This is a genomic window from Nocardia sp. NPDC056952 (assembly GCF_042674185.1).
Taxonomy (GTDB): Bacteria; Actinomycetota; Actinomycetes; order Mycobacteriales; family Mycobacteriaceae; genus Nocardia.
Genome location: NZ_JBHURA010000002.1, coordinates 766,941 through 781,061, shown reverse-complemented (window position 1 = coordinate 781,061; position 14,121 = coordinate 766,941). Strand labels below are relative to the sequence as shown.

General features: G+C 62.7%; 12 protein-coding genes. 7 read left to right on the top strand and 5 right to left on the bottom strand.

Translation table 11 applies throughout. The features are described from left to right. Positions 1 to 204 precede the first annotated feature (204 nt). The 3 genes from ACFTS5_RS10870 to pyrE form a co-directional block, all read right to left on the bottom strand. On the bottom strand, positions 205 to 570 hold the full coding sequence (locus ACFTS5_RS10870; RefSeq protein WP_378629752.1) for a VOC family protein: 366 nt from the start codon (positions 568 to 570) through the stop codon (positions 205 to 207). Positions 571 to 1,043: 473 nt separating this feature from the next. Then, positions 1,044 to 1,310: a hypothetical protein gene (locus ACFTS5_RS10865; protein ID WP_378629750.1), complete on the bottom strand. Its 267-nt coding sequence runs from the start codon at positions 1,308 to 1,310 to the stop codon at positions 1,044 to 1,046. A gap of 189 nt (positions 1,311 to 1,499) precedes the next feature. Continuing rightward, the gene (gene pyrE / locus ACFTS5_RS10860; protein WP_378629748.1) at positions 1,500 to 2,129 is read right to left on the bottom strand and encodes an orotate phosphoribosyltransferase; all 630 of its coding nucleotides are present in this window, start codon (positions 2,127 to 2,129) and stop codon (positions 1,500 to 1,502) included. A 75-nt stretch (positions 2,130 to 2,204) separates the two neighbouring features. On the opposite strand from pyrE, the gene ACFTS5_RS10855 reads away from it, so the two are divergent. Beyond that, positions 2,205 to 2,789, top strand: coding sequence for a hypothetical protein (locus ACFTS5_RS10855; protein ID WP_378629747.1), 585 nt, complete (start codon positions 2,205 to 2,207; stop codon positions 2,787 to 2,789). 246 nt (positions 2,790 to 3,035) lie between these two features. Here ACFTS5_RS10855 and ACFTS5_RS10850 read toward each other — a convergent pair whose 3' ends face one another. Together ACFTS5_RS10850 and ACFTS5_RS10845 are read right to left on the bottom strand one after the other, a co-directional pair. Beyond that, a complete protein-coding gene (locus ACFTS5_RS10850) occupies positions 3,036 to 3,461 on the bottom strand; it encodes a GNAT family N-acetyltransferase (protein ID WP_378629745.1) in 426 nt (141 codons plus the stop codon). Positions 3,462 to 3,621: 160 nt separating this feature from the next. Further along, on the bottom strand, positions 3,622 to 4,143 hold the full coding sequence (locus ACFTS5_RS10845) for a DUF3626 domain-containing protein (protein WP_378629744.1): 522 nt from the start codon (positions 4,141 to 4,143) through the stop codon (positions 3,622 to 3,624). A gap of 958 nt (positions 4,144 to 5,101) precedes the next feature. Between ACFTS5_RS10845 and ACFTS5_RS10840 the strand changes: the two genes are divergently transcribed. The 6 genes from ACFTS5_RS10840 to ACFTS5_RS10815 all read left to right on the top strand — a co-directional run bounded on the left by ACFTS5_RS10840 (position 5,102) and on the right by ACFTS5_RS10815 (position 14,033). Next, positions 5,102 to 5,533, top strand: coding sequence for a hypothetical protein (locus ACFTS5_RS10840; RefSeq protein ID WP_378629743.1), 432 nt, complete (start codon positions 5,102 to 5,104; stop codon positions 5,531 to 5,533). A 3-nt stretch (positions 5,534 to 5,536) separates the two neighbouring features. Beyond that, on the top strand, positions 5,537 to 6,586 hold the full coding sequence (locus tag ACFTS5_RS10835; RefSeq protein ID WP_378629742.1) for a tyrosine-type recombinase/integrase: 1,050 nt from the start codon (positions 5,537 to 5,539) through the stop codon (positions 6,584 to 6,586). Between the two features lie 649 nt (positions 6,587 to 7,235). After that, the gene (locus ACFTS5_RS10830; RefSeq protein WP_378629740.1) at positions 7,236 to 7,637 is read left to right on the top strand and encodes a hypothetical protein; all 402 of its coding nucleotides are present in this window, start codon (positions 7,236 to 7,238) and stop codon (positions 7,635 to 7,637) included. Further along, positions 7,637 to 8,263, top strand: a complete 627-nt coding sequence (locus ACFTS5_RS10825) for a hypothetical protein (protein WP_378629739.1) — start codon at positions 7,637 to 7,639, stop codon at positions 8,261 to 8,263. Before ACFTS5_RS10830 ends, ACFTS5_RS10825 begins: the two co-directional genes overlap by 1 nt. Next, positions 8,263 to 13,650: a putative T7SS-secreted protein gene (locus ACFTS5_RS10820; protein ID WP_378629738.1), complete on the top strand. Its 5,388-nt coding sequence runs from the start codon at positions 8,263 to 8,265 to the stop codon at positions 13,648 to 13,650. Before ACFTS5_RS10825 ends, ACFTS5_RS10820 begins: the two co-directional genes overlap by 1 nt. Beyond that, entirely contained in the window at positions 13,650 to 14,033 is a 384-nt protein-coding gene (locus tag ACFTS5_RS10815) for a hypothetical protein (protein WP_378629736.1), read from the top strand. Before ACFTS5_RS10820 ends, ACFTS5_RS10815 begins: the two co-directional genes overlap by 1 nt. Positions 14,034 to 14,121 lie beyond the last annotated feature (88 nt).

The following is a 14,121-nucleotide window of genomic DNA, read 5'->3' as shown; positions in this document are numbered from 1 at the left end:
AGGACAACCTGGCTGGCAGCGCACCTCACGGAAGCTCATATCCGGCTGCGGTCATCGGTCGCGCGGAGGTGGCAGACCTGTGCGGAAATCGGCAGCTAAGGCGTTCGTCGGCTGGGACCGCGGGCGTCGGGATCGCCCGGGTCGCGGACAAAGTCGGATGTTCGAAACGAGCGCTGGTGGATCCGTGCACCTGGTCTCGGCTACTCAGTCGAGACAGAACTCGTTGCCCTCAACATCCTGCATCACCAGGCAGGACTCGTTGACGCCGTCGGCGCGCAGTAGTCGCACGCGTGCGGCACCGAGCGTGACCAGTCGTGCGCATTCGGACTCGAGTGCAGCCACGCGCTCGTCACCCACCAGCCCGGTACCAACCCGCACATCAAGATGCACCCGATTCTTCACGACCTTTCCTTCGGGCACACGCAGGAAGAGCAGGCGCGGGCCCTTACCTGATGGATCAATACATGATGAGCCCCGGTGCTCGTACCCCAAAACCTCAGACCAGAAGCGAGCGACGCGCTCAGGTTCTGAGCAATCGAAGGTGACTTGAAATTGTTTAACCGACGCCATCTGTCGACCATAGGAACGGAGACTTGCGCCGTCTCCACTTCGAATCACCTCGGTCACAATGCGATACACGCTGAGCGGCAGGCAGCGAAAAGGCAGCGGGAGCATTGATACGGACCGGGACAGGACCGCACGGGAAGGCATCGGTTGCCAGCTCAACGACACAGGGTAAGATCACCCAACACACCGGAGCAACGTTCGGGACGAAGTCGTCGACGGCCGCCCCGAGTGTCACCACGTTGTCACAAGTACCCCGAACAACCCCGGATAGGGCCGGACAGAATCAGCAGGTGACGGTACGCCGAAAGATTGATGAGTACCGGCACGAACGGGCCGAGGCTGCCTCCGGAGCAGACGCACGGCAGTTGGCAGATGCGGACGTCCGTGACCGCGCGCCCAGCGGCAGAAGAGGATGTCTAGAGGCAGTGTCGACGCACCGGATCTAGCCCGAGCTACGGGGTTACCGCCCGTCGAGGTCAACAGGGCCGCTGATGGCCGCACTCAAGCTCAATACCGTCCCGATCCCGCACGGTGCTGTCGACCATCACACCGACCATGATGCCGTCCTCGAGCCACGACACCTCGAATGGCGGGTCATTATTCGCCTGCTCGAAGGAGACGCGGTTGTCGGATTCGATGATGAAGACATCTCCCGGTCGCATCCAGTAATCCCAGCCCCACGGTTCGAGCCAGACCGTGAGTATCTTCTGTGCGAAAGGGTTCGACAGCATTAGCTTGGGCACCGCGGCAGACTATGCGATTTGCCTGTGAGAAGGCGGGTCTGACGGACACTCGACCACACGCGGCACTGGCCGGTTCGGTCAGTGCGGTGTGCGCCATTTCCGCAGGTTTGGCACTAACCGAACGCACGTCATGACCGGCGACCTGCGTGTCGCTCGCCGGATCTGTCGAATCCGGTGATCTCCCCGCACCTACTGCTGATGCACTGTGTCGAGAAGTTGTTTGGTCAGCACTGGACGCACGGCTACGCCTACTGACGGGAGCTGGTTGATACCCGGGGTCGAGCGGTCGATCGCACAGATGACCGTGTCGACAATGGCCCCTCGGGATCGCAACTGCTCGGTAGCGGCGACGACCGCTCCACCAGTAGTGATGACATCCTCGACTAATACGACGCGGCGGTCTTGCACGTCGCCGCCTTCGGCAAGCTGTTGGGTCCCATAGGCTTTTGCTGCTTTTCGGACGAACAGCGAGGGCAGTCCGGTCAACTGGCTCAGCATCGTGACAAGCGGGATGCCGCCCAGTTCAAGGCCGCCGAGCATCTCGGTGTCTTCCGGAACCAGAGCGACCATCCGTTCGGTGATCCGGCGCAGCAATTGAGGATCGGCCTCGAACAAGTACTTGTCGAAGTATTCATCGGCGACAATTCCCGATCGCAGCTGGAAGGACCCACGCAGCCGACAACGCGCGTCGATGTCGTGAGCGAGCTCGATAAGGACCGGGTCGTTGCGAATGTCCAGCACGACATCATGTTCGCAGACCGTCTGCAACTCGTCAGCACAGCCGGTCAGCAACCCAGCCCTTTCCACAGTAATCGGCACTATCGTGCGTTGGGCCGAGCCTCGCTCCGGCCGGCCGAACCACGCGGGTCGCGGCAGAACAGTGAGCTTGCTCGCTTGGATGACGAACCGAGACCACACTGGACGTATGTATGTCCGCTGCTCGGTGTTCCGTCGTACCCCTTTGAGAGGTTCGATCAAGACCCGGCATGGCATCGAGAGGACCGCTGGTTCTTCGCCGCCGCCACGCGCCCCATGGACGGGCAACGGCATGGGGTGGCGCTGGTCGGGCTGCGGCAAGATCGACGAATGAAGAAGACCTGCGGGGCTGCACATGACCCATCAGCGAAGGACCTAGCCGACCAGACCGATCGTGAGTTCTTCACCTTGTTCGCCAAGAGAACTGGGATGTACATCGGCTACACCGACCTGCGTGGAGTCCTCACCTACATCGAGGGCTACGACATGGCATCCCGCCGCTGTGGTCGGCCATGCCTTGAGGGGTGGCGCGAATGGCTGATGGAGCACCACCAAGTTGGGTCGAACCTCGTCTGGTGGGCACAGGTAAAGCAGATCGCCGTGCCTGATTGGGACTTCACAACAACGTTGACCACCGAGCAGGAGACACACGTCCTCGCAGTGCTTTTCGAACTGCTCGACACCTTCCTCGCCGAACGTGAGTCCGCACAGCCGCCAGGCTGACCAACACGTCTACTCCAGGATCCTGGGTCGCGGGATAAGGTTCGGAACCGAATGGTTGTTGTACTCGATCAAGGCCGACTAGGAGCTGAGTTTCTGGTCGCTGGATCTGGTCCTTGAGTCGGCCGGGGACGATCTGGCCATCACGGCGGCGCAGGACGACCCGCCGCAGAAGAGTGCGTTGGCGGCTGGTGCGGAGGCCCTCGGGATCGCGCGGGTCGCGGCATGAGCGTGCGTTGCTGCTGGCGGTCAGCCGAATGGTGCGAAGCGGTAAACACGTGATTCACGCGGCTGGAATCCGAGCCGCTCATACAGGCGGGTAGCCGCCGACCTCGACGCCCGCGAAGTCAGATCCAATGTCCTGGCACCGGCGGCAGCAGCGCGGGATTTGGTCTCCTCGATCAATACCGCACCAATACCCTGCCCTCGCGCCGAGTCGTCGACCACCACGTCCTCGACCCGCGCTCGAAGACCTGAGGGGATCGGGAACATCACCAAGCTGAGCATCCCGACGATCCGATCGTCGCTGCGCGCGTACAGCACCGTGGTGGACTCCACAGATACCAACCGCACCAGCGCGTCCCGGTCCAATCGCTCCGCTGTTTGCGACAGCTGTGAGAGCAATCGGTTGACTGAGTCGACTATCTCGTCATCGACCTCGGTCAGGGTTTCCACGGTGAGAGCCACCTCGGCACTGTACTGCGGTGGCTCACCGCAGGTTGCCCACATACCGGAGCAGCGCGATCCCATCTAGCCAGTCCGCGACAGATGCTCGTGTTTTTCGAACGCGCGGGTCGCGGCTGATGCGGACCTCGTGACCGCGCGCCCAGCGGCGTTACAGTGCGTTGTGTTTTCCGGACCCGTTCACACCGAAGCGAGCGAGATAGTGCCAGACCTTCTTCAATGACTGGGCATCGTATTCGCGGGACTGCGCGGCCCTTCCGAGCACATAGGCGTCCAATACGCCGTTCACCGCGATCGAAGTACCAAGGTCCACATACTGCACCCCGCGATACTCAGGGTGCTCAAGAAGAGAACCGACGCTGAGGTGAAATCCGTTATGCCACTCGACAGCACACGGAAGGCGCCGTGCGGCGGTTTCGATACCGGTGCCACCGTGGCTGGGATCGAGCACGATCGCCTCGACCTCGCGATCGAGCCGGACCGGGCCGTGGATGTGTGCCTCGACGTAGGTGTCGAGCATGTCGGTGTCGAGCATGTCGGTGTCGTCCATCTCGGCCAGTGCGATGAGACTCATGCTTGATGCCACACCGAAATTTGGCCCCATCGCCACTGGGTTGTTCCCATGCAGGCTTGTCAGTAGTCCAGGGTCGTTGTAATCGATCACCTCAGCCACGTTGCCGATCGTAGGCCGTCGGTCGCGACCTTAGAGGTGGGTGGTTTCTGATCGCCGACTTCGAAACCGGTTGTGCACGAGTTTCGACCTGCGACACCGCCTGGATTGAGGATATTTTTCGTGTGCGCGAAGTCCTACGCCACCAGCTCGGTGCTACGGTTCTGCTCGAGCGCACGCGATCCTAATGGTGCGGCGATGGCATCTGCGCTGGCGCGACGCAGCCCGATGGCGTGCTGACCCGGAATGGCCTCATCTACGCTGGGGTGTGCAGGGAGGAGACCGTGCCGCGGTCTGCGCCCGAGTCAGATTATCGTTGTCGAGCTCGAGACCATTTTCGTGCGCGACATTCGTCGGGCGGCGCCCACGATTCGCGCCAGCGCCATAGCCGTGGGTCACCGAGCAGATCCAACCCCCGTCGCCTTCTGCTGGAGGTGTGAATGCCGTTAGCACTAAACCGATACGATGCATGCACTCGCAGTTCCGCGAGATGTACCGCAAGCCGCTCGAGGCCGATACCCCAGCCGTGGTGCATGCTGGTTCGGCCCGCAACCTACGGGCCGAACCAGCGCTTCGACTGGCCGGAACCCTGCTCCACTCACTATCGCTTCCGCCGCAGACCTGTACATGAGACGCCCTCTTGCACGCGTACCGACACGGCTCACTCCGCGCTAGCGTGGTCGCAGCGTCGACCAATATTCACGGATAGCTAACCGCTCCACCGTGGTTCGACGCACCGACTGCCTCTAGCCACGACAGGAAGAACCTGTTCACACGCTCGCAGGTGTTGTGGAAAGCCCTCAATCGCCTGTTCGAATGCCTCCACCCATCCGCGCACCGGCGTCTGGCTGATCGCACCCGAGCCGTGCGGTCGAGTGCCTCGACACCGAAGACACACCGTGAACCACCACGCCATCGACGGCACCCGTGACCTTCTCGCTGCTGAACGGGGGTCCCGGTCATGCTGATCGCGCCGATCGTGCCACCTTCTACCTCACTCGACGAACTCATCGAATGCCTACGCGGCACCGCCCGTACTACTGCCACCACCACAGTCAAAGACATCGCCTACGGAATGTGCACCGTCGGCGCCGCCGGACGCATCCACGACCGAGCACTCCTCGACGCACTCGACTGGCCCCCGACAATCCGGCTCGGTATCCGCTGCGTCTACGACGGTGTCCTGCTCGTCACCCGGGCCGAGCACGGCATCGCCGAAGTCAGCACCAACCGCTACTTCCGGGTCCCGTTCCGGCAACGACGCCGAGCAGAACTCCACATCGGCGACAAAGTCCTACTCGTCGCGCACCTCACGCCTGGCCACCTCGCGATCTACCCACCCCGAGCGCTCCACGCGTTCTTCGGCAACCACCAACGACTGCTGGAGGCATAACCGATGCCCCCGACACACCCTCACCCGGCCGCCGATCCCGCCGCGATCGAGGCGACCCGAATCCTGCTGTCCCAGATCGGAATAACACCGTCGGACCTGCTGGCAACGATTCCGGAATGCCCCACCTTCGCCCACACCATTCCGCAACTACGATCCACCCTCACCCCAGGCACCCTGCGCACCTACCACGTCCACCTCGACAGACTCGAAAACACCTGGCCCAACCAACGACTCGACGAGGTGACCGTCGCCGACCTCGACCGGCAAGCCCACGACGTTCAAGCGAGCAGCAGAATCAACCGCAGCAGCCGCGACGGGACCGGCGCACGCGAACACTTCGTCAACGCCGCCCGCTGCCTCTACCGCTACGCCGAGAACAACAACTGGATCCAGCCCCACCGAAACCCCGCCCGCCAGTTGACGATCCCCACCCGACAACCCTCACACCGGCGCGCGATCCCGTCTGCTCACCTGGCCGAGATCTGCCAGGTTGCCGCCGTCACCGGAAACGACCGCGAACTCGACAGCCTCATCCTGCGACTCCACATCGAAACCGCATGCCGCCGCGAAGGCGCCCTGCGGTTGCGCCCCGACGACCTCGACACCGAACTCTGCCTCGTGCTGCTCCGAGAAAAGGGCGGCCGGGATCGGTGGCAACCGATCTCGCCGACTCTGATGTGGCATCTCTCCGACCATGCCGAACACCGCGGCAGCCCACCCGGGGGTCAGTTGCTGCGGTATCGGCGCGGCACACCGATCACCACCCGCCGATACGACCACCTCTGGACACGCCTGGGCACCCACCTGCCCTGGGTCGCCACCCAACACATCACCACCCACTGGCTACGCCACACCACCCTCACCTGGGTCGAACGAACCTTCGGCTACGCCACCGCACGCGCCTACGCCGGCCACCACACCCGCCGACACGGCACCACCGCGACCTACGTCAAAGCCGACCTGTTCGAAATCGCCACCGCCCTGTCAACACTGACACAGGAACCACACCCCCTACTGCTCCCCTACAACATCGACCCTGACATCAGGCGGTAATCCGCCAGGACCAAGGACCGGATTCCAGTCAACGAACCATCCAGCATCGCCGATATGTCAGCGACTGCGACGTCCTACGGCGTCGCAGTCGCGGCCAGGGAGCTGACGGACCGCTCCGCAGAACGAGAGTGGAAACTTCAAACGGACCTGGCCCAAAGGGAGCCGGTCAAGGGCACTTCCTCGACAGCTCCTAGGGCGGCAGTCTCGACGGAGATTGCCGCCGACGTCCACTGAATCACTTGCTCAAAGTGACATGATGGAAGCAGCTATGTCACTGAAGTGCCCATAGAGTGACATGGTGGACCCCAGCAGCCCTTCGGGCTGCCTAGCTGTGGTCACCAGATCGTGCAGCACTCCCCTCCGTGCTCGACCGTCAGTAGCTAGGTGTACTGACCACGAGCGTTGTTGGCAGAGCGAACGAGCGCAGTTGCGGACTCTTCGCGTGCGCTGTAGCAACGCGCTGCGAGCGATCCTGCGGGCGGACGCTGGTCAGCCTCATCGCCGCGGATTCAGTCGGACCAGGCACGGGCCCTGGCTGTAGCGAACCAGGAGCTGGGCAAATTAGAAGGTACCGTCGTTGGATCTGAGCCTGGCTGTTCGCTAACGTGGGTGGCTGGCCGGTGTGTCCGAGGGGAAGTTGGGAGCGGACATGGCAGTGATCGAAGTTGACTCTGCCCGACTGCGGGCGGAGATCGCGGCGTTCTATGCCGGGTTCGGAGTACCGAGCGAGTTAGCGGCAGCGTTCGAGTCCTCGGCATTGTTGGTGCCGTTGACAGGGCCCGAGGATCGGGTGTTCACGCTGGAGTCCGGTGGTGTGGCGTGGTTGTGCGCGTTCACCGGCGTCGAGGAGTACGCGCGGTTCATGTCCGCGCGCGGCGTACTTGCTGATCAGTCCTACCGATTCCACACGTTCCTGGGCCGGCGTCTGCGTGAGTTCGCCGCAGCACAGCCGGAGCCGACCGGGGTAGCCGTGGACATGCTCGGTGCGGCGCCCATGGCGTTCCCGCCTCGTCTCGACGAGGAACCATCGGCCGATGGTGTACGCGGCTGATGGCGGATTTGAATGTTGATCCCGCCCTCCTGACTCAAGCCGCGACCGGTATCAACGCGATCATCAGCGAACTGTCCGAGCTCGGCGTCGGCGAGACCGGCGCCGTCGGACGCGGGTTCGCTCAGCTGACGATGTCGGCAATGGAAGCAGGCACGGCGAACGTCCAAACCAGCTTCGAAACCTTCGCCGAACGCTGGTCGTGGGGTGTACGCGCGCTGGTCCAGTCCGGCAACGAGATCGCCGAGGTCCTCGACCTGTCGGCGGGTCGTTACTACGAGATGGACGAGCAGATCTCCAACACGTTCAAGCAGATGTTCACCCACCTCGCGGGCAACCCGCACCTGAGCAAGGCCGACATCGAGAAGATGGACTGGGGCCAGGTATGGGAGAACAGCAACTTCAACACCGCCAGAAATCCTGACTACAGTGCGTCGTCGTTCGGTGACGCGTTCTCGCATATGGGCGACAACGTCTCGACGTTGGGGCAGGTCGGACAATACCTGGCCTCCGATGACGTGCCCGACCGCGACAGCCTCGGCGACATGTTCGTACCCGATACGGGGGTGGCCGCGAAGGTCGCCGAGATCCAGCAAGCACAACAAGCAGCTCGTGGGGGGAACACGTAGTGGGTATCGGGGACTTCGTCAACAGTCTCGGCGACAAGATCGAAGACGGCCTGGAAACGGCGACCGAGAAGGTCGGCCAGGCCTACAACACCGTCCTCGACGCCGAGTCGAAGGTCGCGAAAGCTGTCGGCGCCGATGGCTTGTCGAACTGGCTCGACGATCTCGGCGACAAGGTCGTCGACGCGACCGGTGGTGCAGTGCCGGAGAAGCAGCTCGGCGAAACCACCGATCCAAAGGAACTGATCCGCGGAGACCCCGCCAAGATCTCCGAAGTCGCCGAGCACCTCGGCAAGATCGGTACCGCGATCGACCAAACCGGTGACGCGTTGCGCAAGATCGATGTCGCTGACTGGTCCGGTGAAGCCTCCTCGGCATTCCATGACGAGTTCGCGAAACAGCCGAAACTGTGGTGGGACGGCGCCGACGCGATGGCCAAAGCCAAAACCGCGTTGGACACCTGGTACCACGAGGTCACCGCCGCCCAAGCCAAAGCCGCGGACGCAGTCGCGAAATGGGAAGCCGCCGACCGCGAGGAACGCGACCGCAAGAACGCCTGGAACGCCCAAACCGACGAACAACGCAAAGGCAAGAACCTCACCGACACGTGGACCGATATCCGCAACGAGGCACGAGCGATCCTCAATGGTGCTCGCACCCAACGAGATAACGCCGCAAATGCGGCGGTGGCAGCGATCACCGCAGCCACGGAAACCGCGCCGACGGAACCGCCCTTCCTATCCCGGTGGGGCAGCAACTTCGAAGACCTCGGTGCCGCGATCGAGCACGCGAAGATCAATTTCTCGTCTGGGCTGTTAACCTCACTGACCGGCATGGTGCAGTTCGTCCGATCGGTCACCCCGTTCGACATCTACAACATGACCCACCCCGCCGAGTACATGTCGAAGATGTCGGACATGGGCACCGGCATGGTGATCGCCGCGGCAGACCCGAAAGCCACTGCTGCGGCAATGCTGTCGACCTTCAAGACCAACCCGTCCGAAGCCTTGGGTGCACTCACCGGCGACGTGTTGACCACCGTCGCGACAGGTGGCGCCGGTGGCGTGGCGAAAGGCGCCGCCACCACAGTCAATCGGGCCTCCGACGTTGTGGACGCGGCGAACACCGGCCGCAATGTCCTCGACAACGCAGCAGGAGCGGCTGGTCGGCACGCGCCCGAGACGCCCAGCGCGCCGACTCAGCCCGCCGCCCACGTGCCGGACAATCCGTCGACACCAAGCTCGAACCCTGCGGGGCATAACGGTGATTCGCCGGCCACCAACCCAGCAGCCACAGCGCCGGACAGCCCAGGACCCAATACTGCCGGGCAGGCAGGCGAAACCCCGTCGACAAACCCAGCTGCAACATCGGATCCGAACCCCAACAACGCTGCTGACGGTTCAGCACCGTCCAACAATGGTGACGGGACGAACCCCGAAACCACCAACCCACGAGACCCAGAGCCGGGCTCACCCACACCAGACCACGGGTCGCCGGAGAATGGGTCGACGTCACCGAACGGCACCGATGAATCACCAACGGGCAAACCCACTCCCGATACCGATGGTGGCAGCCCGAACCAGGAACCACCCTCCCCAGACAACCACGATTCCACTCCCGACCAGCACGACAACTCCCCGACACACAAGGACGAAGACAACGCACCCGGCGACCAGGACTCCGGCAAACCCACCACCAACCCCGACGTTCACAACGGCGACGGCGATACCCCCGACCCGAACAACAACCCCGAACTTCGCGCCGACAACGACAACGGTGGAAACGGTCAGGACAGCGCCGGCGACTCGGCCACGACCAATCCGCCCGAAACCAACTCGACCCGTGACCAGACCACCGAAGGCGGCGACCCGGTCAACGTCGCGACCGGCGAGTTTCTGCTGCCACTGACCGACCTCGATCTGCCAGGCATTCTTCGGCTGGCGCTCAAGCGTGCCCATCACTCGAATTACCGCTTCGGACGATGGTTCGGCCAATCGTGGTCAGCGACCCTCGACATGCGTGTCGTCGTCGAATCCGACAGCGTCACTGTCATTTTCGAAGATGGCATGCTGCTGGCGTACCCGCACGCCGAAGTAGGTGTCGGAGTAGAGCCGGCCACCGGTGGCCAGCGGTGGAAACTGACCCGCACCGACATCGGCGGGTACCGTCTGTGGGACCCGGACCGCGAATTGGTGTGGCACTTCGCACCAGAACCAGCCCTCGCGGGCTTGGACATCCTCCTGGGCAATTTCGCGATCTCCGCGATCACCGACCGCCACCACAATCGAATCAGGTTTCACTACAACAGCAACGGCGACCCGACCGAAGTTACCCACTCCGGTGGATACCGCGTCGTCCTGGAGTCGGCTGACGGTCGCGTGACCGCGATCTCGGTCGCCTCCGCAGAAGATGGATTCGACACTCTCACCCGCGTACGCGAATTCGGTTACGAGCGCGGCGACCTGACCACCGTCGTCAACGGTCTCGGTGGCACCACCCGCTTCACCTACGACGAACACCATCGCATGCTGTCGTGGACCGACGCCAACGGCAGCTCGGTCACCAACACCTACGACGAATCCGGCCGTGTCACGGCCCAACGCGGCACCGACGGCGTCATGAACGCCGACTTCGAATACCTCGAACTCGGCGGCGGAACAGGCCGCCTCACCCGCCTCACAGACTCCCGCGGCGGCGTTACGGGCTACGGATTCGACAACGACCTACGTTTGCGCGACTTCCGCAACGCCGACGGCGGACACCGCCACATCGACTACAACGCCGCCCGCAAACCACTCGCCGTCACCGAACCCGATGGCACGGTCACGCGCTACCAGTACACCGAAGACGGCGATGTCGCGACGATCACCCGCCCCGACGGCACCGACATCCGCATCGAGTACGCCTACGCGAACCGCCCGACCACGATCACCAACCCCGATGGCACGACCGCACACCGTGAGTGGGACAAAGCGGGCAACCTCGTCGCGGTGACTGATCCTGTGGGCGCTCGAACCGAATACACGCACGGAGCTTGCGGAGCGATCACCGAAGTCCGCGATCCCGACGGTGCGGTCACCCGCATCGACGTCGATGCAGCTGGGCTCCCCCTCACCGTGACCGACCCTTACGGTGCGACCACCACCATTCGTCGCGACCGGTTCGGCCGCCCCGCCCAGGTAACTGACCCGCTCGGCAACACCACGCGCTACGAGTGGACCCCAGAAGGCCGACCGGCTCGCCGCACCGACCCCGATGGTTTCGCCGAATCCTGGGCCTACGACGGCGAAAACAACCTCCTTGCCCATACCAACCGCAACGGCGGCACCACTCGCTACACCTACGGCGGGTTCGACAAGATCGCGACCCGAACCGACCCTGACGGCTCAACCACCCGATATCTGTACAACACCGAACGCCAACTGACGGCCGTCATCAACCCCCTCGGCCAACGCTGGACCTACCAGTATGACCTTGCCGGCCGCCTGACCGCCGAAACCGACTACACCGGCGCCACTACAACATTCACCCACACCAGTACCGGCCGTGTCGCCACCGTCACCCCCGCGACCGGCATCACCCGCCACCACCGCTACGACACGCTCGGCAATCTCACCTCGATCACCGCGGACTCCGGCGAATACCTCGCCTACACCCATGACACCACAGGCAGAATCCTCACCGCCATCACCGGCACCGACGAAACCCGCACTCACACCAACGAGTTCACCTACACGCCCACCGGCCAAATCGTCACCCAAAAACTCGACGACCAACCCGCTCTGAGAAACGACTACGACCATCTCGGCCGAAGAATTCGCCGCACCACTCCCACCGGTGCTGTCACCTCATGGCGCCACAACGCACTGCACCAAGTCACCGCCCTCACCGCTGACGGCACAGATGTCACCTTCACTCACGACCTGACCGGGCGCCTCACCCGATGGCGCGTCGGCGAAGTCCAAATCGACCGCGCCTTCACCCCCACTGGCGATATCGCCGTCCAAGAAGTCACTGGCTTTCCCACCGAGAGTTTCTCCCTCGACTTCGGCGAGACCCACAAGGCCCGCCCAAGCCCGACCACGATCCGTCGAGACGACTACACCTACCGCCCCGACGGCTTCCTCTCCCACCACACCACCACACGGCCGCACGAAGCCCCGATCCACAACGCCTACACACTTGACCCCATCGGCCGAGTCAACTCCATCGCCCGAAACAACATCGTTGCCGAAGCCTACGAATACGACGCCCTCAGCAACATCACCGCCGGCCTCCCCACCCCGACCGACAACCCCGAACCCGCGGCATCTTCCCCTCAACGGATGGAAGGCCGCGAATACCACAACAACCTCCTCACCCGAGACGGCCGAAACCACTACTACTACGACCCCGCCGGCCGCCTCATCCGCAAAGTCACCACCCGAATCTCCCGCAAACCCAACGTATGGCACTACCGATACAACGCGTTCGACCAGCTCACCGATGTCTTCACTCCTACTGGGGAATGGTGGCAATACACCTACGACGCACTCGGCCACAGAATCACCAAGCAGTGCACCGTCGATTCCGGAAACTCATTCAGCAAGCGTGTCCAGTACACCTATGACCACGCGAACCTCCTCGAACAGCAGACGTCGGACAGCATCACCCGGTGGCAGTACGAACCAGGAACGTACCGACCAATAGCGCAGTCCGAGAGCATTTCACCCATGTCGGGCAAGGGTGAACTGTTCGCTCTCATTTCCGGGAAGTCGGGTTTACCGACCGAGTCTCTTATGCCGGAGACTGCCGAGATCAACGGGATGGCAACGACTGATCTGTGGGGAAGGACTACTTGGAGCGGCAGCTTCAGTACACCTCTCAGATTCTCTGGCCAATACCATGATGACGAAACCGATTTCCACTACAACTCATTCCGAACCTACGATCCGAGCTGCGGACGCTTCCTGACAGCCGACCCACTCGGACTCGCCCCGTCGCCCAATCCATACGGCTATCCGCACAACCCGACAAGGTGGACCGATCCGCTCGGCCTCATGCCGGACGGCTGTGAAGCAGCCGACCAGGCCAAAGCGAACGCACCAGTTCTGCAGCAGGAACACATCGATCCAAGACCGGTGAAGCCCGTCGATGTACCTGCTCGATGGGAAGAGTTCCTCGGCCCCGGCGAACACACGAACCTGCACCCCCGCACTGGACTGCCCGACCCGAACCGGATCGTTTCCGAAGACGGAACCCGCAGCATCAGGCTCGGAAATCACGAAATGGGCAGCGGGCCAACTAAATTTCACTACCACGAAGAAACATGGACCTACAATCCATCCGCAAACGCGTGGCACCTCGACAACCGAGTTGTCCGAGTGCCCTTCCCGAAGGGAACATGGTGATGCTGGTAACCCTGCTGAGCGACATGCCGACCGGTACATCGGGAATGGTCAGATCACACAGCGGCGATTGGCCCGCAGTGTGGGCCGGACGGAACCCCGGAGTAGCGGGCGTCCAGTACGACGTGGAGATCGAACTGGGCGACGAAGTCTCAGAGATTCACGTTTATGATTCCGGCGCACCTACAGAGGGAATCTATCTGAAAGATGGCCAACTCAGGGTTTGCGGTACAGTCACAACCGTTTTCGACGACGGAATCGTTGCACTCGACCTCAAACCCGGAAGCCTCTTACTCGAAGCTAGCAATCCACTCCCCACTATCCATGTCGACCAAGTGGCTTGCGCTTCTCTCAGCGAAATATCCATATTCCCAACCGACATCTGAGCCTCACTCACAGACTCTGGGCTGGGAAGAAATTGCGGAATCAACTAGCCGGACTCGACGTCACACCAGCAAGGCCTGGCGTCTTCGT

Excerpts from the sequence above, each read along its gene's own strand:
- ACFTS5_RS10870 (WP_378629752.1), bottom strand. The coding sequence starts at position 570 with ATGGCGTCGGTTAAACAATTTCAAGTCACCTTCGATTGCTCAGAACCT.
- ACFTS5_RS10840 (WP_378629743.1), top strand. The coding sequence starts at position 5,102 with ATGCTGATCGCGCCGATCGTGCCACCTTCTACCTCACTCGACGAACTC.
- ACFTS5_RS10835 (WP_378629742.1), top strand. The coding sequence starts at position 5,537 with ATGCCCCCGACACACCCTCACCCGGCCGCCGATCCCGCCGCGATCGAG.
- ACFTS5_RS10830 (WP_378629740.1), top strand. The coding sequence starts at position 7,236 with ATGGCAGTGATCGAAGTTGACTCTGCCCGACTGCGGGCGGAGATCGCG.
- ACFTS5_RS10825 (WP_378629739.1), top strand. The coding sequence starts at position 7,637 with ATGGCGGATTTGAATGTTGATCCCGCCCTCCTGACTCAAGCCGCGACC.
- ACFTS5_RS10815 (WP_378629736.1), top strand. The coding sequence starts at position 13,650 with ATGCTGGTAACCCTGCTGAGCGACATGCCGACCGGTACATCGGGAATG.